The organism is Tenacibaculum aestuariivivum, assembly GCF_964507685.1.
GTDB classification, from domain to species: Bacteria; Bacteroidota; Bacteroidia; order Flavobacteriales; family Flavobacteriaceae; genus Polaribacter; species Polaribacter aestuariivivum.
In genome coordinates this window covers 2,435,604-2,455,088 of sequence record NZ_OZ208414.1, presented here as the reverse complement: position 1 = coordinate 2,455,088, position 19,485 = coordinate 2,435,604, and the positions used below count along the sequence as shown (strand labels likewise).

The window sequence follows — 19,485 nt, the reverse complement described above, 5'->3', positions numbered from 1 at the left end:
AAATCTTACATTTGCTGTATGATTAGAATTCAAGAAATAATATCTAAAAAGGAAATAAAACAATTTGTTAAATTTCCTTTTTCTCTTTATCAAAACAATAAAAATTGGGTACCACCTATTATTAGTGATGAAATTGATAATTTTGATAAAAATAAAAATCCTGTTTTTGAGCATGCCAAAGCTCATTTTTTTATTGCTTTAAAAAATAATAAAATTGTTGGTAGAATAGCTGCTATTATCAATACTTATGAGATAGAAAAACAAGGCATCAAAAAAATACGCTTCGGTTGGTTTGATGCTATTGATAATATAAAAGTTACCCAAGCATTACTTGAAAAAGTAAAAGAAATTGGACGAAAACACAATTTAAAATTTATAGAAGGTCCTGTTGGATTTAATAATTTAGATAAAACAGGCGTATTAGTAGAAGGTTTTGATCATATCGGAACCATGATTACTTGGTATAATTACCCATATTATGCAAAACATTTTGAACAATTAGGCTTCCAAAAAGAAAAAGAGTATCTAGAAAGTAAATTCCTTTTTAAAAATGTAAATGACATAAAATATGGAAAAGCAAGTCGCTTAATTCAAAGACGTTACGGCTTGAAACCACTCGATTTTACTTCGACAAAAAAAATAATGCCATATGTTGATGAAATGTTTGCTTTATTTAGTAAAGCATATTCGAAATTATCAACGTATGTGCCTATTTCCGATGCACAAATTCAACATTTTAAAGAAAAATATATCAGTTTTATAAATCCAGAATATATAAAATTCGTAGTCGATAAAAATGATAAATTAGTCGCCTTTGCCATTGTAATGCCCTCTTTTTCAAAAGCGCTACAGAAAGCAAATGGAAAACTTTTTCCCTTCGGAATTTTTCACCTACTCAATGCTCGTAAAAATTCTAAAGATGTTACTTTTTACCTAATAGGTGTTGCTCCTGAATATCAAAATAAAGGCGTTATTGCTATTATTTTTAAACAATATTGTGAAACTTTTGCTAAAAAAGGCATCATAAATTGTATCAGAACGCCTGAATTAGAAGATAATACAGCAATCCATCAAATTTGGAAAGACTTTAACCCGACAACGCACAAAAGAAGAAGAACGTATAAACTTGATTTATAATGCAGTTATTTTTTAATCCTAATATTACCACAGAAACAAAACAAATTACTTTTGACAAAGAAGAAAGTAGGCATATTATTCGTGTTTTAAGAAAAAAAAAAGGAGATATTTTGCATATTACAAACGGCTTTGGTTTTTTATTTTCAGTAATAATTACCATTGCTAATGATAAAAAATGTCTTACATCTGTTATAAAACATGAAAAAAAACCAAAAAATAGAAATTATTATTTGCACGTTGCCATTGCACCAACCAAAAATAATGATAGATTTGAATGGTTTTTAGAAAAAGCTACCGAAATTGGTATTGACGAAATTACACCTATTATTTGTGATAATTCAGAAAGAAAAATAGTAAAAATAGATAGATTGAATAAAATTGTACAAGCTGCGATGAAACAATCATTACAATTTAGATTACCTAAACTTAATAATCCAATAAAATTATCTGAATTTTTAAAACAAAATTTTACTGAAGAAATATTTATTGCTCATTGCGAAGAAAGTATTGAAAGAAAATATTTAAAAGATATTGCTTTTAAAAATTCTACATACACTATTTTAATTGGTCCTGAAGGCGATTTTTCAACGAAAGAAATAACTAATTCATTAGATTTAAAATTCTTACCTATATCACTAGGTGAAAATAGGCTACGTACAGAAACTGCGGGCTTAAATGTTGTTCAAAACATCTCTTTTATACACCAGTAATATTTATTTTAAACTATCCAATTGAATACTTCTGATATCTTTAATCTTTTTTTACTTATTAGTGCTTTGCATGGATTTGCTTTTAGCATTATTCTTTTTAGTTCAAGGAACGGAAGAGAGAAAAGTATGATTTATTTAAATTTATTAATTCTTGTTATTTCTTTAAATAATATACAGTCTTGGGCATTAGAAAGAAACTTGATTCAACATAAATATGCCTTGAATTACCTACAAATACCATGGCATTTTTTAGCAATGCCTTTTTTGTATATGTTTTTAATTAACTATTTAAATTTTTCTAAAAAAAAATATAATATACTTAAAGTTATAATTCCGGTATTTTTAATAATAATAGCAACACAAATAATTTTTGTTTATAATTTTTGTAATTCTTCATCTTTAGATCAATTAAATTATCTATACGAAAAATATACTTCTTTTGAAGAGATGTTTAGTTTAATTGTTTCATTAAGTATATTTATATATTCATTTTATATACTTTATAGTAAAGAGAAACTTTTTCAAAAAATAATATCTTTTGATAATTTAAAGTGGATCTATACTTTTTTTAAATTAACAACTGTTGGTTATATATTATGGATCTTAGCTTTATTTATAAAAGTAAAAATGAATTTTACAGGCTTTATATTTTCTTACTATCCACTTAGAATTTATACTACTTTATTAATTTATTGGTTAGGTTATCAAGCTCTAAGTCAAATAAGAATATTAAAAGAGCGTAAAAAAATAAGAAAATCATTATTAATTGATATAAATAATGATTTTAAAAACGGAAGCATTAATTTAAAAACAGAAAACAACTCTTCTGAAAAACACAAAGAACAATTTTTAAGAATAGATAACTTTATTAATGAAAATAAAAAATTTTTACTACCAAAATATACACTATTAAACTTATCGAAAGATACTCAGTTAAGCCCTAGTACACTATCTTTAATAATTAATAATATATCAGGAAAATCTTTTACTGATTATATTAATGAAAAAAAAGTTGAACAAGCAAAATTATTATTATTAGATCCTAATTATTCCAATTACACTATTACCTCTATAGGATTAGAATCTGGTTTTAATTCAAAATCAACTTTTTTTACTGTTTTTAAAAAACAGTCTGGACATACACCTGTAGAATATAAAAAACATGCTCTAGAATATTAAATTATTTTTTTTACAGTTCGAAATTATCTAAACTGGATGATTTCGAACTGTAAAAAAATTAATTACTCCTAATTGTTGTATAGTTTGACACTTTTTTAAAACCAATACTCTTCGTCTATATTTACAATAGCAAAAAAGTATCATACTAATATAAACAACATTAACTTTAATTGTTTTTAAACTTACTTAACACACCTACTCTCACCTTCTCTAAACATCTTTTTTAGACACATATTATTATATATATCAAACAAATAGAGTACCTTTTTCGATGCTTAAATAATTAAGTATCGAAAAAAATAAAAGACATTACATACACCTATAATAATATTTTTGAAATATTATTAAAACATTTCTAGTAAAAAAATATTACCACCCAATAAACAAAGATTAGTTCGAAAACATCTAAACTGGACGTTTCCGAACCCTAAATAATTTCCTTTAAACTAAATTTGCATAAGATGTTTATGATTTTAAGTTTGAAAATTTCTGGACAAGGTTTTCTATTTAACAATTTTAAAACTTTATAAAATTATTAAGATTATACTTAATGATGAAAAAGAAGAGTGTAGAGTTAAAACACCAATAGTAATATTGGTGTTTTTTATTGTTCTTTTGTTATCTTGCCCTAATAGAATAAAGTATTTCTCAAATGAAAAAAAAACTTTTTTTTTTACTACTCATAAATCAAATGATAGTTTTCTCTCAAGAAATTGCTATTCTAAAATATAATGGAGGTGGTGACTGGTACGCAAACCCTACTTCACTAACTAACTTAATTCAATTCTGTAATACAAACATTAATACGTCTATTAATACAAAAACAACTATAGTTACACTTGAAGATAATACTATAAATAATTTTCCTATTGTTTTCGTAACTGGTCACGGTAATATCTTTTTTACTGATGAAGAAGCTAAAAATCTAAAAAATTATTTAATTTCTGGTGGTTTTATGCATATATCTGACAATTATGGATTAGACAAATATATTAGAAAAGAACTAACTAAAGTTTTTCCTAAAATCAATCTTCAAGAAATACCTATTAATCATCCTATTTATAATCAAACATTTTCATTTATTAAAGGACTACCTAAAATTCATGAACATGATAAAAAAAGAGCGCAAGGTTTAGGTCTTTTTTATAAAGGAAGGTTGATTGTTTTTTATGACTATCAAAGTGATTTAAATGATGGGTGGGAAGATGCCGCTATTCATAATAATAGTGAGCAGACAAGAAAAAAAGCCTTAAAAATGGGAGCAAACATTATAGAATATGCTTTTAGACATTAATGAAATAGTTATAGATAGTATTAAAATAAATTTTAATAAAGATGCGCTATGGATGCTGAATATTGCTTTAGCAATTATAATGTTTGGAGTTTCTTTAGATATTAAAATAAATGATTTTAAAGAACTCTTTAAAAAACCTAAAATTATTTTAATTGGTTTACTATCTCAATTTATTTTATTACCTTTTTTCACCTATTTAGCTATTTGCATTATTAAACCTTATCCTAGTTTTGCATTAGCCATGATGCTTATTGCTGCATGCCCTGGAGGAAATACTTCTAACTTTTTCAGTAAAATGGCTAATGGTAATACTGCTTTATCAGTTAGCTTAACATCATGTGCAACTTTAATTTGTTTAATAATGACTCCTTTTAATTTACATTTTTGGGGCAGTTTATATGAGCCTACAAATGTTATTTTAAAAAATATATCTTTAAATCCATTTGAATTATTTAAAATTGTATTATTAATACTAGTTGCTCCATTAATAACAGGAATGATAGTCAATAACTTTTATCCTAAATTAGCAAAAAAAGCAAATAGTTTTTTACGTCCTTTTTCAATTATTTTTTTTATATGTCTAATTATAATAGCACTTTACAACAATGCTGATATATTTAAAAACTATGTACATTTAGTTCTATTTTTAGTAGTTTTTCATAATATATATGCTTTTATAATAGGATATATTACTGCTAAATCATTAAAACTAAATAAAAAAGATTCTAAAACTATTTCAATTGAAACTGGGATACAAAATGGTGGCTTAGGACTAATTTTAGTTTTTAATTTTTTTGAAGAACTTGGTGGTATGGCTTTACTAACTGCTTTTTGGGGGGTTTGGGGTATGTTTGCAGGAATAATTTTAGCTACTTTTTGGGGGCAAAAAAGAATAAACAAAAATAATTTTATAACATATATTAAAACTAGGTTAAATTTTTAATTAAAAAATAAATGTTTTAGGCTGTGAAAATATTATTAAAAACAAAGCAATAATCTTTACAAAAAATACATTTAACAAAATCATCATCACTTCATTTATTATAATTTATAAAAAAATCATATTCTATTATTACTTTATATAAAATAGTATTCTTAAAGACAACTAAAACTAAGTTATAAATACTTTTAAATTAACTATTTACTTTCTTTAAAAGGCTCTAGAATTTTTTAATTGCATTAATTTTAATTACAAAATAAATAATACTTTTTGTTAGTTTTAACAATATTAGTTTATACTAAAATTAAGTACTATTCTAATCCTGCATTAAAATAGCATTTTGAATATCTTCTTGAATTTTTGTTCGTATATTACTTTTAATTAACCCCCTATTTCTCATAGTAGGATATATTCTATTTGATAAAAAAACATATACAATATCTGTTGCAGGATCTACCCAAGCATATGTACCTGTAAAACCACTATGACCAAAACTTTTATCAGAAACACACCCACAGGTTGCTTTTATCTTAGGGTTTAATTGTGGCTTATCAAAACCTAAACCTCTTCGTACTTTTCTATTTTCATAATGACGTTTATTAAATTTATCAATAGTTTCTGAGTCTAAATATTTTTTACCTCCATAACTACCACCTTGTAAAAAAAGCTGCATTATTTTAGCCACATCATTAGCATTGGAAAACAAGCCAGCATGCCCTCCTACACCACCAATCATAGCAGCCCCCATATCATGCACATAACCGTGTACTAATTGGTTTCTATAATAGTCATCTAACTCTGTTGGTACTATTTCGGATTTATTAAATTTTTTGAGTGGTAAATATGTAGTTCTATTAGCTCCTAATGAACTATAAAAAAAATCATCTACTAATTTATTTAAAGGTTTACCATATTTTAACTCTATAATTTCCTTGAACATATAGTAACCTAAATCACTATATTTATAGCCTGCTTTTTTACGCTGTTTAGCATCTACAATGTATTTATATATAGAATCTTTATAACTATTTTTTAAATATAAATTTTTTGCCACTTCAACATTAAAATCACCTGTTCTTTTTTTCCTGTAATATTGAGTAGAATTTCTACCTGTTTTTTCATCTTTAGTATTTAAATAAAAAGGAATCCATGAACGCAAACGACCATAATGAGACAATACTTCTTTTAACAAAACAGTATCTTTATTAGACCCTTTAAACCTAGGTAATACATCTCCTAAATTAGAATATAAACTTATTTTTTTTTCTTCTTCAGCCTTCATTATCATTGGTAAAGAAGCTAATATTTTAGTTAAAGAGGCTAGGTCATATAAATCAGAATTTTTTACTGCTTTTGTTTTCAAAAAGGTATGATACCCAAAGCTTTTATTATAAATAACTTTTCCGTTTTTAGCTACGAAAATTTGACCACCTGGAGCCATTTTTTTCATTAAAATAGTATCAATTCTTTTATCTATTATTGATAATTTTTCTGATGAAACACCTGCTTCTTCAGGAATTGTATATTGTAATACATTAATTCCTTTAACAAAAACACCTGTACCCTCTTTATAATTTTCGTTAATAGAAACAGGTAATTTACCTTTTAAATCAAAAGCTCCAAACAATGCTTGTGCTGATAATTCTTGTGATAAAACACTATTTTGATATGACACCAAAATAGCTTCTATATTTTTAAACGAATTAACTTTCAATAAGCTATATGGATTAGCAAATACATCTAAAATTACTTTATTTTTTTTTGCTATTTCATCTAGCCATATTAAGTTTTTTTTAGTAAATTCATACCCTTTCCAAGGGTTTTTATTAGACTTATGAAAGCCTACAATTACTAAATTGTATTTTGTTAATTTTTGTAATAATACTGCTATATTTTCTCCAGAAACAACCTCTACATTAGTGTAATTTTTTAACATAGTTACAAACGGAGTGCTATTATCATCTCCTAAAGATACGTATGCTATTTTTTTATCTTTTAAATTTTTAATAGGCAATATAGTGTCTTTATTTTTTACAACTGTTATTGCATTTTTTATTAATTTTCTATGTAAAACTTCATCATAAGGTGAATTAATACCTAAAGCTATATTTTGTGTTTCAATAGGCTTGTAAGTATTTAAACCTACTATATACTTAGCTTTTAGTATTTTTTTTATAGAATTATTTAAACGTCTTTGTGATAATTTCCCTGATACTAAAGCATCTTTTATTAAGCGTATAGTTTTTGGAACATCTTGAGGTATTAACAATAAATCATTACCCGCTAAAATTGCTGCAACGTTAATTTCTGCTGCTGATGAGTAATTAGCGGCACCTTTCATATTTAAACCATCAGTAATTATCAAGCCCTTGAACCCTAATTTTTCTTGTAATAAATTAGTTACCACATTTTTTGATAGTGATGATGGTAATTTTATATTACTTTCTAAAGCCGGAATACTTAAATGTGCTGTCATAACACTTGCAACACCCTCAGTAAACATTTTTTTAAATGGATACAACTCGATTGAATCTAATCGTTGCTTATTGAAATTAATGGTAGGTAATGTTAAATGCGAATCAGTAGCAGTGTCTCCATGACCTGGAAAATGTTTAGCATTTGCTAATACTCCAACACTTTGCATTCCTTTGGTAAAAGCAATTGCTTTTTGTGTAACATTCTCTTTACTTTCACCGAAAGATCTATTACCTATAATAGGGTTTTTAGGATTTGTATTAATATCAACTACGGGAGCAAAATTTATATGAATACCTACTCTTTTACAATGCTCTCCAATTCTTTTTCCAGTAGCCTCTAACAAACTACTATTATCAATAGCTCCTAATGTCATATTCCAAGGAAATCGATACGTATTTTTTAAACGCATATCTAAGCCCCATTCGCCATCAAAACCTATTAATAAAGGTACTTTTGAAATTGACTGATATTTATTATTTAATTCAACTTGTTTATCGGCTGTTCCTTGCATAAAAATTAAATTACCTACATGGTACTTAGTAAGCATGTTGATTATAAAATTTTCATGTTTCTTATCTTTGTTTGAGTAAGCTTGTATCATAAATAACTGTCCAATTTTTTCATCAATTGACATAGTGTTCATAATACTATCTACCCAAATACCTTGCCTTTCGGCATCTTTTGCTAATAAAGGATCTAAAGGTTTATCTAGCGTTATTTGCTGTGGTTGAATAGTTTGTATAAATGCAAATGCTAGTAATATAAGTATCTTTTTCATAATCTATCTACGTACTTTTTCTTTACAATATTATTGTTTTGTACAATAATTAAAATCAATAGTTATACCAAAAATCGTTTATGCCAACTTTTATCGGCTGTAACTTCCCATTTTGTTTCAAAATCATCTTTGGTTGCTACCATGTTATTAAAAACAATGGTTTTTGTTGTTATTTTTTGATCTTTAGCTAACTGTTGAAATTTTGGTAACTTAACAATAATAATATCATTTTGTTCTTTAAATGACACATTCATTTTATCCATTAAATCAATTTTTAATTCTTTTTCTAATTCTTGAATAAAACGAACTGATGAATCAATAGAACAACCTGATACGTTATTAAAAGTTTCATCAACAGCTAAAATAAAAAAACGATTATATTTTAAAGTGAATGATCCTTTTAAATCATCACCATGACGAGTCCAATTATCAATAAAAAGAATTGCTTTTGCACAAATGTATTCAACTTCTTCAATACTAAATTCTCTATCTGCTTGATACACCCAAACTCTTGCGCTTTTTGGTAAATTATTATATTCTGTAAACATTATTTATTTTTTTTATAAACTTATAGGTTATAATCTTTTTACTTTGAACTTTTACAATTAAACCTAATAACTATTACCTTAAATTAAACTTTTGTTGTAAGGCTTGGAGCTTTTCACTATCGCTCATTTTCTTTTTAGGCACCGTCATTCGTTCTTTAATTTGACGTAATACTTTTTTTGTATATAAAGGAAAATCGGCATTTTGAATCCAAGCATTATAACCTGGGTTTTCCTTAAAAACCTCAACAACAGTACGTCCTTTATATTTACCAAAAGAAAAAATTTCTTCGTCGTTATCATTCATTAAAATAAAACCTGCAAAATCTGCTCGTTTACCATGAGTTGAATACTCACTTAAAGCCGCTACTGTATTTTCAATATCATCATACTTATCTAACTGTGCTAATAAAATTTCATATGTAGCATTAGTATCTGCTTCTGCTCCATGTGCACCTACTAATTCTTGACCACAATAAAACTGATACCCAGCACTTAAAGTGCGTTGTTCTTTTTTATGAAATATAACTTGAACATCAATAGCTTTACGGTTAGTCATATCAAAATCAATACCAGCTCGCATTAACTCTTCGGCTAAAACAGGTATATCAAATCGGTTTGAATTAAAACCTGCTAAATCACAACCAGCAATCATTTCATTAATTGTTACGGCTAATTCTTTAAAAGTAGGTTCATTAGCAACTTTATCATTCGTAATTCCATGAATTTCAGATGATTCTAAAGGTATATTCATTTCAGGATTTACTAACCATGTTTTACTTTCTTTATTTCCATTTGGAAATACTTTTAAAATAGCTATTTCTACCACTCTATCTTTCGCTATATTGATTCCTGTAGTTTCTAAATCAAAAAATATAATTGGTTTTGTTAAGTTTAATTCCATTTTTTAAGCTATTATTCGTTATTTAACTGAGTTTTAAACTCGTTTATATTTTCTAAATCTTTTTTATTTAAACTTGGAAGTTTAAAATTATATTTTTTTAAAGCTTCGCTGATTGTTTTGGCTACAATATACCGTGCCATTGGTTTATCATCTGCAGGTACTACATACCAAGGTGCGTAACTTGTTGAAGTTCTTATTAATAAATCTTCATAACATTCTTGATATTTATCCCATAATTTACGTTCTTTTAAATCATCTGAAGAAAATTTCCAGTTTTTTTCTGGAATATTTAAACGACGTAATAATCTTATTTTTTGTGCTTCTTTTGATATATTTAAAAAGAATTTCAAAACAATAGTACCACTATCTGACAAGTGTTTTTCAAATTGATTAATTCGCTCCATTCTTGCATGGTAAAAATCATCATTTACATCATTTAAACTTTTAATTGTTGGTATGTTTTCTCCTAAAACATATTCAGGGTGCACTCTTGTTACCAATACATTTTCATAATGTGTTCTATTAAAAACAGCTATTTTTCCTTTAGCAGGAAGCGCTATATAATGACGCCATAAAAAATCGTGCTTTAACTCTAAAGCAGTTGGCACTTTAAAACTATGCACCACTACTCCACGAGCATTTACATCTTTAAAAACCTCTCTAATTAAACTATCTTTACCTGAAGTATCCATTCCTTGCAGGCAAATTAACATACTGTATTTACCCTCACCATACATAGTATTTTGTAACTCACTTATTTCTTTTCGGAGCTCTTTTAATTTTTTTTTTGCATTTTTATCAACCTCCATAGTGGCTAATTTACTTAATGCTATTTCTGGTGAAAATTTATAGGTATTTGCATTCATGTATTTTAATTGAGTAGGTTAAAAATACAAAAATATACTCTTTTCAAGCTTCTTTTTAACGCTATATTATTAATTTTAACAATATATAATTAAATGTATGTTGTAAAAATAAAATACATACTAATGAACAATTAGTTACCTGGTTTTAAAAAGTTAAATTTAATTACTTTTGTCCTAATATTTATTTTTACCAAAAACTAAAAAATGGCGTATCATAAAACAACCTTAAAGTTTAAAAATAAGGTTTTATCTCTAGAGGAACTTCATTTAACTAAAAAAACTAGTCGTAAAATTAATCAATTAATTGAAGAGTTTAGCTACATAGATGCATTGCAAAAATTTAATATTCCGGTTGATAATAAAATTATACTACATGGTCATACTGGTTGTGGAAAAACAGCTACTGCAAATGCTATTGGTAAGGCTTTAAATAAAAAAGTAATTACCCTTAACTTAGGTGGTTTTGTATCGTCTAAACTTGGTGAAACTGGTAAAAATATTGCAGATATTTTTAGAAGTGCCTCTTACGAAAACGCTATTTTATTTATTGATGAATTTGATTTTATTGGTAAAACAAGAGATTATGATAATAAGGATTCTGGTGAAATGAAGCGCTTGGTTAATACCTTGATTCAACAAATTGATAATTTAGCTGACACTGCAATGCTTATAGGTGCAACCAACCATATTGATATTATTGATACAGCTTTATTAAGACGTTTTCAAATTAGATTAGAGTATAAACTTCCGTCTAAGCAAAAATTAAACACTTATTACGATAGTATTTTAGCTAATTTCCCTACTAATATTAGTAATATAAAGCGTATTTATAACATATCATACGCAGAGGTTAAAGATGTTGTTTATCAGCAAATAAAAGGAAATATTATTACGCTAGAGAAGCACAAAACACATTTACTTTTTTGCGTCAACCCTTTAAAATTTAAGCACCCTAAATTACAAAATTATAATAGTAAACCTTTAAACGAACAAGCTATATTAACGGGTTACAAATTAAAGGAAACAATTATTAAAAATACTGATTTTTCTAATACTGATAATACGTACGCTACCTTAGTAAAAACAGAAGATAACAAAGATGCTATTAATGGATTTGTATTTAAAGTTACAGGAGATGAGTTAAGAAAAATAGACAAACACGAACTACCTAATTGCAAAAGGGTTCTAGAAATAACTAACACAAAATTAAGTGTTTGGGTGTATATTTTTGATTAGTAACTACATACTTGATAAAAGCAACTAACTATATTTAAAACTAAATAAACTATTTTTTTTGAAGGATAAAAAAAAGATATCCACTTATAAAATATAAAAAAACATCTATAATATCTGCCGTGTACCTAGTGTGAACATTCGGTAAAAAACACTCAAAAATAACAGCATATAAACCACTGCAATACAAAATTAACCATAAAGGTATTTGATAATTTTTATCACCTCTACTCCATCTTAAAACATATAAACTTAAGGTTAATACAATAGGTATTATTAGAAAATCATTTATATAAAAACTTACAAACTCAGGTAAAATGACTTCCTTTTTTTGAGCAATATAAATACTGCTTCCTAAAATTACAGAAAACACAAAATAGCTTTTTAATATTTTTTCCATTTTACCCTGCAGCAATCATTGCTATAACCCATGCTAAACCAGCTCCTATTAAACTAACTATTAAAAATGCAGTGTATAAAACCCAACCAACTACTCTATACAAAAATAATGGATGCTTTTTTAAACGTGTTGCCAAATCTGGATTATCTAATTCAAATTTAGCAGCTATCACTCGTTTTTCTTTTGCTCTTTGAGCTCTTATTTCTCTCTTTTTCTGATCTGAAATTAATTCACCACAGTTACTACAATAATCAGCATTAGAGGTAAAAACGCCACATTTACTACACTTAATATTTCGAGATGTTTTAGTCATTTTCTTTATCAAATGAATATTTATTTTTGTTTTTATATGGCCTAATTATCAACCTAGTTTCTCTATCAAAACGAATATAATTGTATACCCAATTCATAAAAACAATTACTTTATTTCTAAAACCAATTAAAGAAAACAGGTGTACAAACATCCATACAAACCATGCAAAAACTCCTTGAAACTGAAACTTAGACAAATCTGCCACCGCTTTATTGCGCCCAATAGTTGCCATAGCACCTTTATCATTATATTTAAAAGGCTTTTGTTTTGTATTATTAAGTTTTGCTAAAATATTTTTAGCTAATAAGCTACCTTGCTGAATAGCTGGCTGTGCCATCATTGGGTGCCCGTACTTATATTGATTACTCTGCATACAAGCTACATCTCCAACAGCATAAATATTTTCATATCCAATTACCTTATTATAAGCATCTACTTTAAAACGATTTGCCCTTTCTACCAAACATTCTTTTGCTAAACCGGTTAAAGTTTCTCCTTTTACACCTGCAGCCCATATAACTGTTTCTGCTCTAAAATGATCTTCTCCATTGGTGGTTACCAAAGCTCCGTCATAATCTAAAACCCGAATATTTTTCCACACATCAACACCTAATTTTATTAAAAAATCTTCTGCCTTTTCTGAAGCTTTACTACTCATTCCTTTTAATAACTCTCCAGAGCTTTGAATAAGGTTTATTTTCATTTGTCGAATATCTAAATCAGGATAATCTTTTGGCAAAATACCTTTCTTCATTTCTGCTAAAGCACCCGCTAACTCAACACCTGTTGGACCTCCTCCTACAATTACAAAATTCATTAAAGCTTTTCGCTTATCTAAATTTGTTTCTAATAACGCCTCCTCAAAATTTTCTAAAACTAAGCTACGAATATTTAATGCTTGCGGAACAGATTTCATTTCCATCGCATATTTTTTAATATTAGTATTACCAAAAAAATTAGTCTTTGAACCCGTTGCAATAATTAATTCATCGTATTCTAAAGTTCCAATACTAGTTTCAACAGTATTATTTTTAGCATTAATATTAACTACTTGAGCTAATCGAAAGTAAAAATTTTCAACATCGTTAAAACGTTTCCGTAACGGAAAAGCAATACTATCAGGTTCTAAACCTCCGGTAGCAACTTGATATAATAATGGCTGAAAAGTATGGTAATTATGTTTATCTATTAAAACAACTTGAAGCTCTTGTTTTTCTAACCCTCTTGCGGCTGCTAGTCCGGCAAAGCCTCCTCCAATAATTAGTACTCTAGGAAAACTTGTTTGAGGTATATTCATATTAGAATTATTTTTATTTCAGATTAGCAAATTTAACCAAAAGTTGAAATTTATTATCTAAATTTGCTAATTACTTAACAAAACTATTGGCTAACTAAAAACACACTATGATATTTAATTTTTTTAAAAAGAAAAAAGAAATCGATTTAGTTATTAAATGCGATACCGATATTATTGTTATTAATGAAAAAGAAATTAACTTTCCTACTAATTACGATACTTTAATTGCTGTTTTAGGAGAACCTGATAGAGAAATTCATAAAACAAACCATTATATGTTTTGGGATAAGCAGGGTATATTTTGCGGATACACTAATAAAAACAATATATTATCTATAAATGCGTATCAAAATAAACAAAATAAAAGTGAGTACAATACACAACATCAATTTAAAGGAAAGCTATTATTAAATAATGAAGATATTACAAATAATGAATTTGGTAAAATTCCTTTAGGAAAAATTGCTATTCATAGACTAGGAAAAGAAAATGAAGTACGTGTAGGGTTTAACTTAGGTATTAATAAAAATTAATGAAGCTATAACTCTCTTTTAAGTTGTTGTATTGTTTTAGTTGTATTTATTAAATTATCAATTAATTGCTTTCTTAACACATCAATATCTTGATCAAAATACATAGCCCATTTATACTCTTTAAACAAAGTTTGAATTTGTTTTAAACGTTGATGTGCAAATTCCGAAGTCATTAAAAAAAAAACGTTTGTTTCTTCTTTTTTTAAACGCTGAATTTTAGCTTGTTTAGTTATATAATTTACTTTTAAATAAAAAACTTTATCGGTGTTATTTAAAGAATAAAAATCATTCCAATTGGCAAATCCTACATAATAATCTTGATTTTTATAAATTTCTATACCTTTAATTTTCCATCGACAATTAGCAACTCTACCCCAATGATTTGAATAACGATATACGCCTTGTTCCGTATAAAAATAAATACTACCCGATTTACTTTTATAATGTGCTGATTTATCATCAAAAAAAGTAATTTCTTTTGATTCAAATTCGCAATACGTATATTTAAAAAAATTAAATTTATGAAATTTCATGCTTAAAATTAATTGACAATAAAAAAGCCAAAACTACAAATTAGTTTTGGCTTTTTATCAAATTAAACATCAATCTATAACTTTGAAAGCTTTAATGTTTTACCACAATGTTTACTTTCTATTTTAAAAATAACAGCTCCTTTTTTACCTTTATTTGCCCAACGCACCTCTTTACCTACTACAAGAAATACTTGTTTTTGAACCTTTGTTTAAACTCACAAATCCAGAACCTGTATATATTAATACTTTTTCTTTCGTATCATTAATCAATGAAATGCTACTACCTACTGTAATTTCTTCTTTTTCAATTCTTAAATTTTCAGTTGCGTTTTCAATTGTTGTAAAACTCATTAAACTTACTACTGAAATAATTGATAAAACTGTTTTCATTTTTATTGATTTTAAATTTATTCAAATATACTTTAGATTTCGTTTTATAATGTTTTTTTATAAAATTTAGATGCTAATTATCAACACCATTGATAAAAGTTTTTACAAAATCTTTTATTTTTTCAGTTATTCTATTGCTAATAGATTCTCGCTGTAAAACACTTGGTTGTTTTTCTAAAGCCTCTATTACCTCATCCTCTGTTGCCATTCTTCCAGTAAAAAGAAAATCATTTATAATATTTTCTACTTTCTCTTCTTTTAATGCTTCTTCTTTACTTAAATTTTTTAAAGCTTTTTTAGTTTCTAATTGCCAATAGTTTTTAAATTCATTTTCAATAGCTTCAGAATTATTAATTTTAGGTAAATTATTTTCAATAAATTTTTCTATTAATTCACGTTTACTACGTAATGTAGCTTCTCCTGCTAATAAATCTAAAATTTGCTTTTTCTGTTTTGCTTGGTCTTTAGGTTCTGCTTCTTTTAATTGTGCTAACAGCTTCATTATATAAGTAACGTTAATTTCGTCTTTATGTAATAATTCTATTTCAAAATCTATTTCGTTTAAAATAGATACTTTCTGTTTTTGATTATTAAATCTAATTTTGTCGTTTAAATCTTGATATTTACCAGCAAAATCTTGAAACTCTTGCGCTGTCATTGGCACATCATCAAAAGTAAATTCAGTGAATGATTCTAATATATTTTTTAAACGCATTATACCTCTAAAAGCCTTCGCAAAAGCTAGTTCATCCTCTTCTGTTACCAAATAATTTACGTTATTTGGGGTTGCTGCTATTGTTATTAAATTAATATACGCTTCTCTAAATAACTTTATTTGCGCTTTATAAGGTGCAATAGTTATGGTTTCTTGTGCCGAAAGGTTTGAAAACAGTCTAACAGCATCATCTGTATTTTGTTTTAAATTACGAAAGGTTACAATATTACCTTGTGATTTATTATCGTTTAAAATTCTGTTTGTACGTGAATACGCTTGTATTAAACCATGATATTTTAAATTTTTATCTACGTATAAAGTGTTTAAGGTTTTACTATCAAAACCTGTTAAAAACATATTTACTACTAGTAGAATATCTATATCTTTATTGCGTACTCTTTTAGATATGTTGGTTTTATAGTTTAAAAATGCTTTCGCATCCTTTGCCGAATGTGCTTCGTTAAACATTAGGTTATAATCGGCTATAAATTCGTCTAATTTATCTCTTACCGATTCGTTTACTGGTGCATCATCTGAAACATCTTCTTCAGTAATATTGCCATCTATAGTTGCTACTTCTGGATTTGATGCATACGAAAATATCGTTGCTATTTTATAATTATGTTCTCCTGCTTCTTTTTTGGCTTTAAATAGCTCGTAATATTTAATTAAAATATCGACACTGCTAACGCAAAACATTGCTGTAAACTGCTGACTATTTGTTTTATAATAATGATTTTTAAGTATATAATCGGTAATTGTTTCTAAATACCCATCACTTTCATATACTTCTTGTGTATCTATAGCCTCAACTTTAGTATCATCTTCATCTTGTATTTTCTTTTTAAATACGTTGTAGTATTCTATTGAAAATTTTAATACGTTTTCATCACGTATAGCATCGGTAATAACATACTTATGCAAACAATCATGAAATAAATTTACCGTAGTTTGTTTTATACTTTTTACACTTAGTGCATTTTTTTCAAAAATTGGTGTTCCTGTAAAACCAAATAATTGATGATTTGTAAAAAAATTTGTTATTTCTTGATGTGTTTTACCAAATTGAGAACGATGACATTCATCAAAAATAAAAATAGTTTTATCGTTTTTAATTTTTTCTATTTGCTTTTTAAATGCTGTTTTTTTTATGGCAACATTTAACTTTTGAATAGTAGTTACTATTAAGGCTCTTGTTGGGTCTAAAAAGTGTTTTACTAAAGTTTTGGTATCTTCTGTACCATCAATACTTTCTTTATCAAATGCTCTGAATTCTTTTACCGTTTGGTCATCTAAATCTTGCCTATCTACTACAAATACTACTTTTTTAATTTTAGGATTTTGAGTTAATATTTGACTCGCTTTAAATGATGTTAATGTTTTACCTGAACCTGTGGTGTGCCATATATACCCGTTTTTATCGGAGTTTTTTACCCTGTCAATTATGGCTTCTACCGCATAAAATTGATACGGTCTTAACACCATTAAAATTTTGTCTTTTTCGTGCAAAACCAAATACTTGGTTATCATTTTTGCAATATGACAAGGCTCTAAAAATATATTCGCAAATTTATCTAATTGGGTAATTCGTTTATTTTCTTTATCACTCCAATAACTTGTAAATTTATAGCTAGGCATTTTACCTTGCTTATAGGTATTGGCGTAATATTTTGTGTTTTCGCCATTACTAATTACAAAGAGTTGCACGTAATTAAATAACGCATTGTTTGAGGCAAACGATTCTTTTTGATACCTACAAACTTGCCTATGTGCTTCTTTAAGTTCTATACCTCGTTTTTTTAATTCTATTTGAACTAAAGGCAAACCATTTATTAAAATAGTTACATCGTAACGGTTTTCACGCTTACCGTTAATGGTTATTTGATTGGTTACTTGAAACTGATTTTGACACCAAAAATCTTGATTGATAAACTCTATATATGCCTTATCACCATTATCTTTTTGTAATACATATTTATCTCGTAACGTTTTTGCCTTATCTAAAATAGTACCTTTTGATAAATGAATTAAAACACGCTCAAACTCGTTAGTTGTAAACGTAGTTTTATTATGTTTTTCTAACTGAGTTTTTAAATTACTAACTAAATCATCTTCGGTTTTTATAGTTACCGACTGATGCCCTAAACCAACTAATTGCGTTACTAAATTGTTTTCTAATACTTGTTCTGATTGTGTTGTCATTTTTTCTTTTTCTTTTAAAAACTTCGAGATTTAGCAAGAATCTCGAAGTTTTAAATAGTTTTTTATTTCCACAAAGGTTCTTGTTGCCAATTTGGTTTCATATCTAAAGCTTTTAAATCTACATTTGGATATTTCTTAAATAAAGCATCTAATCTTTCTGTAAATTCATTATCAGGTTTAATTGTATTTAGTAAATATTTCATTAAACACATATGCATATACAATTTATTAGATTGTTTAGGTACATTTTCTGCATCTGTAATCCAAGGGTTTGGTGGTTTAGATAACATTTTTACCGTACTAGGTAAGTTCCTATTCCATAAACGTGAATGATGCGCACAAAAGTTGCGTATTTGCGATATTGATTGTAACCAACTAGGTAAATAAGTATGATTAACCGCACCAAATTCTTTTGCAATTATATCTTTAGAAGCAATATTATTTTTTAGGTTACCGTACAATTTTGACAATGCTCCGAAACTTGTTTGTTCTAAAGATTTCCAAGCTGGAGGAAAACGACCATCATCTTTATGTTTTTTCTTATGATTCTTTATAGAAACATCTTTAGTTCTTTCAATTTCAGCTTCTATATTAGCAAGTGTTTTTACCAAGGCTTTACTATCTATAAACAATTCGAAATTTTGAAACCACCAAGGGTCTATTTCGTGCGATAAATAATAAATTAATTTGGTACGTAAGCTAATTTCTATTTTTTCAATAACATCAAAAAGTAGTAAGCGTAATTCTGCATCAAAATTATACAAAGCAATTACATCTTCAAACTTACTGTTTGGTTTAAATATATGCTTTTCTTTATCTGACTGCATTACATACCAATACTCACCTAAACGGTAGTAACTAATATTTAACAAGTATTTTTCAGCAATACGAGGTTGTTTTATAATTAACCCACGCTTTTGTAATTGTGCTACTTGCTCAGTAACAGTAAGGGCTTTTTTAGTAAACATAGGCTAAAAAAGAATTTAAAAGAAACGTATATAAAGCAAAAGACACACCCTGGGACGCTGTTCTAAAGGG

The 19,485-nt window shown here is 26.9% G+C and carries 18 protein-coding genes; 7 read left to right on the top strand and 11 right to left on the bottom strand.

Translation table 11 applies throughout. The features are described 5' to 3' along the window. Positions 1-18 precede the first annotated feature (18 nt). The 5 genes from ACN5J4_RS11030 to ACN5J4_RS11010 all read left to right on the top strand — a co-directional run bounded on the left by ACN5J4_RS11030 (position 19) and on the right by ACN5J4_RS11010 (position 5,263). Entirely contained in the window at positions 19-1,137 is a 1,119-nt protein-coding gene (locus tag ACN5J4_RS11030) for a GTP cyclohydrolase (protein WP_418650039.1), read from the top strand. Further along, a complete protein-coding gene (locus ACN5J4_RS11025; RefSeq protein WP_418650038.1) occupies positions 1,137-1,847 on the top strand; it encodes a 16S rRNA (uracil(1498)-N(3))-methyltransferase in 711 nt (236 codons plus the stop codon). The genes ACN5J4_RS11030 and ACN5J4_RS11025 overlap by 1 nt, the downstream gene beginning before the upstream one ends. 126 nt (positions 1,848-1,973) lie before the next feature. Then, positions 1,974-3,026, top strand: a complete 1,053-nt coding sequence (locus ACN5J4_RS11020; RefSeq protein WP_418650037.1) for a helix-turn-helix domain-containing protein — start codon at positions 1,974-1,976, stop codon at positions 3,024-3,026. 652 nt (positions 3,027-3,678) lie between these two features. Next, positions 3,679-4,320: a DUF4159 domain-containing protein gene (locus tag ACN5J4_RS11015; protein ID WP_418650036.1), complete on the top strand. Its 642-nt coding sequence runs from the start codon at positions 3,679-3,681 to the stop codon at positions 4,318-4,320. Then, a complete protein-coding gene (locus tag ACN5J4_RS11010) occupies positions 4,304-5,263 on the top strand; it encodes a bile acid:sodium symporter family protein (RefSeq protein WP_418650035.1) in 960 nt (319 codons plus the stop codon). The genes ACN5J4_RS11015 and ACN5J4_RS11010 overlap by 17 nt, the downstream gene beginning before the upstream one ends. A 313-nt stretch (positions 5,264-5,576) precedes the next feature. Here ACN5J4_RS11010 and ACN5J4_RS11005 read toward each other — a convergent pair whose 3' ends face one another. The 4 genes from ACN5J4_RS11005 to ACN5J4_RS10990 form a co-directional block, all read right to left on the bottom strand. Continuing rightward, positions 5,577-8,516, bottom strand: coding sequence for a glycoside hydrolase family 3 N-terminal domain-containing protein (locus tag ACN5J4_RS11005; RefSeq protein WP_418650034.1), 2,940 nt, complete (start codon positions 8,514-8,516; stop codon positions 5,577-5,579). A 62-nt stretch (positions 8,517-8,578) separates the two neighbouring features. Next, the gene (locus tag ACN5J4_RS11000) at positions 8,579-9,064 is read right to left on the bottom strand and encodes an ABC transporter ATPase (protein WP_418650033.1); all 486 of its coding nucleotides are present in this window, start codon (positions 9,062-9,064) and stop codon (positions 8,579-8,581) included. A 73-nt stretch (positions 9,065-9,137) separates the two neighbouring features. Continuing rightward, positions 9,138-9,965, bottom strand: a complete 828-nt coding sequence (locus ACN5J4_RS10995; protein ID WP_418650032.1) for an exonuclease domain-containing protein — start codon at positions 9,963-9,965, stop codon at positions 9,138-9,140. A gap of 11 nt (positions 9,966-9,976) precedes the next feature. Beyond that, a complete protein-coding gene (locus ACN5J4_RS10990) occupies positions 9,977-10,831 on the bottom strand; it encodes a PPK2 family polyphosphate kinase (RefSeq protein WP_418650031.1) in 855 nt (284 codons plus the stop codon). Positions 10,832-11,035: 204 nt separating this feature from the next. On the opposite strand from ACN5J4_RS10990, the gene ACN5J4_RS10985 reads away from it, so the two are divergent. Further along, entirely contained in the window at positions 11,036-12,067 is a 1,032-nt protein-coding gene (locus ACN5J4_RS10985) for an AAA family ATPase (RefSeq protein WP_418650030.1), read from the top strand. 49 nt (positions 12,068-12,116) lie between these two features. Here ACN5J4_RS10985 and ACN5J4_RS10980 read toward each other — a convergent pair whose 3' ends face one another. The 3 genes from ACN5J4_RS10980 to ACN5J4_RS10970 are packed head-to-tail and all read right to left on the bottom strand — an operon-like array spanning position 12,117 to position 14,074. After that, the gene (locus ACN5J4_RS10980; protein ID WP_418650029.1) at positions 12,117-12,464 is read right to left on the bottom strand and encodes a hypothetical protein; all 348 of its coding nucleotides are present in this window, start codon (positions 12,462-12,464) and stop codon (positions 12,117-12,119) included. Position 12,465: 1 nt separating this feature from the next. Continuing rightward, a complete protein-coding gene (locus tag ACN5J4_RS10975; protein WP_418650028.1) occupies positions 12,466-12,777 on the bottom strand; it encodes a hypothetical protein in 312 nt (103 codons plus the stop codon). Then, positions 12,770-14,074 (bottom strand): NAD(P)/FAD-dependent oxidoreductase, encoded by a 1,305-nt coding sequence (locus tag ACN5J4_RS10970; protein WP_418650027.1) that lies wholly within the window; start codon positions 14,072-14,074, stop codon positions 12,770-12,772. Before ACN5J4_RS10970 ends, ACN5J4_RS10975 begins: the two co-directional genes overlap by 8 nt. 107 nt (positions 14,075-14,181) lie before the next feature. Between ACN5J4_RS10970 and ACN5J4_RS10965 the strand changes: the two genes are divergently transcribed. After that, the gene (locus ACN5J4_RS10965) at positions 14,182-14,607 is read left to right on the top strand and encodes a hypothetical protein (RefSeq protein ID WP_418650026.1); all 426 of its coding nucleotides are present in this window, start codon (positions 14,182-14,184) and stop codon (positions 14,605-14,607) included. Positions 14,608-14,612: 5 nt separating this feature from the next. Here ACN5J4_RS10965 and ACN5J4_RS10960 read toward each other — a convergent pair whose 3' ends face one another. The 4 genes from ACN5J4_RS10960 to ACN5J4_RS10945 all read right to left on the bottom strand — a co-directional run bounded on the left by ACN5J4_RS10960 (position 14,613) and on the right by ACN5J4_RS10945 (position 19,415). After that, positions 14,613-15,140 (bottom strand): hypothetical protein, encoded by a 528-nt coding sequence (locus tag ACN5J4_RS10960; protein ID WP_418650025.1) that lies wholly within the window; start codon positions 15,138-15,140, stop codon positions 14,613-14,615. Between the two features lie 171 nt (positions 15,141-15,311). After that, positions 15,312-15,530 carry a hypothetical protein gene (locus ACN5J4_RS10955; protein ID WP_418650024.1) on the bottom strand — a complete coding sequence of 73 codons (219 nt, stop codon included), beginning with the start codon at positions 15,528-15,530 and terminating at the stop codon, positions 15,312-15,314. Between the two features lie 73 nt (positions 15,531-15,603). Further along, entirely contained in the window at positions 15,604-18,447 is a 2,844-nt protein-coding gene (locus tag ACN5J4_RS10950; RefSeq protein ID WP_418650023.1) for a type I restriction endonuclease subunit R, read from the bottom strand. 62 nt (positions 18,448-18,509) lie between these two features. After that, the gene (locus ACN5J4_RS10945; RefSeq protein ID WP_418650022.1) at positions 18,510-19,415 is read right to left on the bottom strand and encodes an Abi family protein; all 906 of its coding nucleotides are present in this window, start codon (positions 19,413-19,415) and stop codon (positions 18,510-18,512) included. Positions 19,416-19,485: the final 70 nt, after the last annotated feature.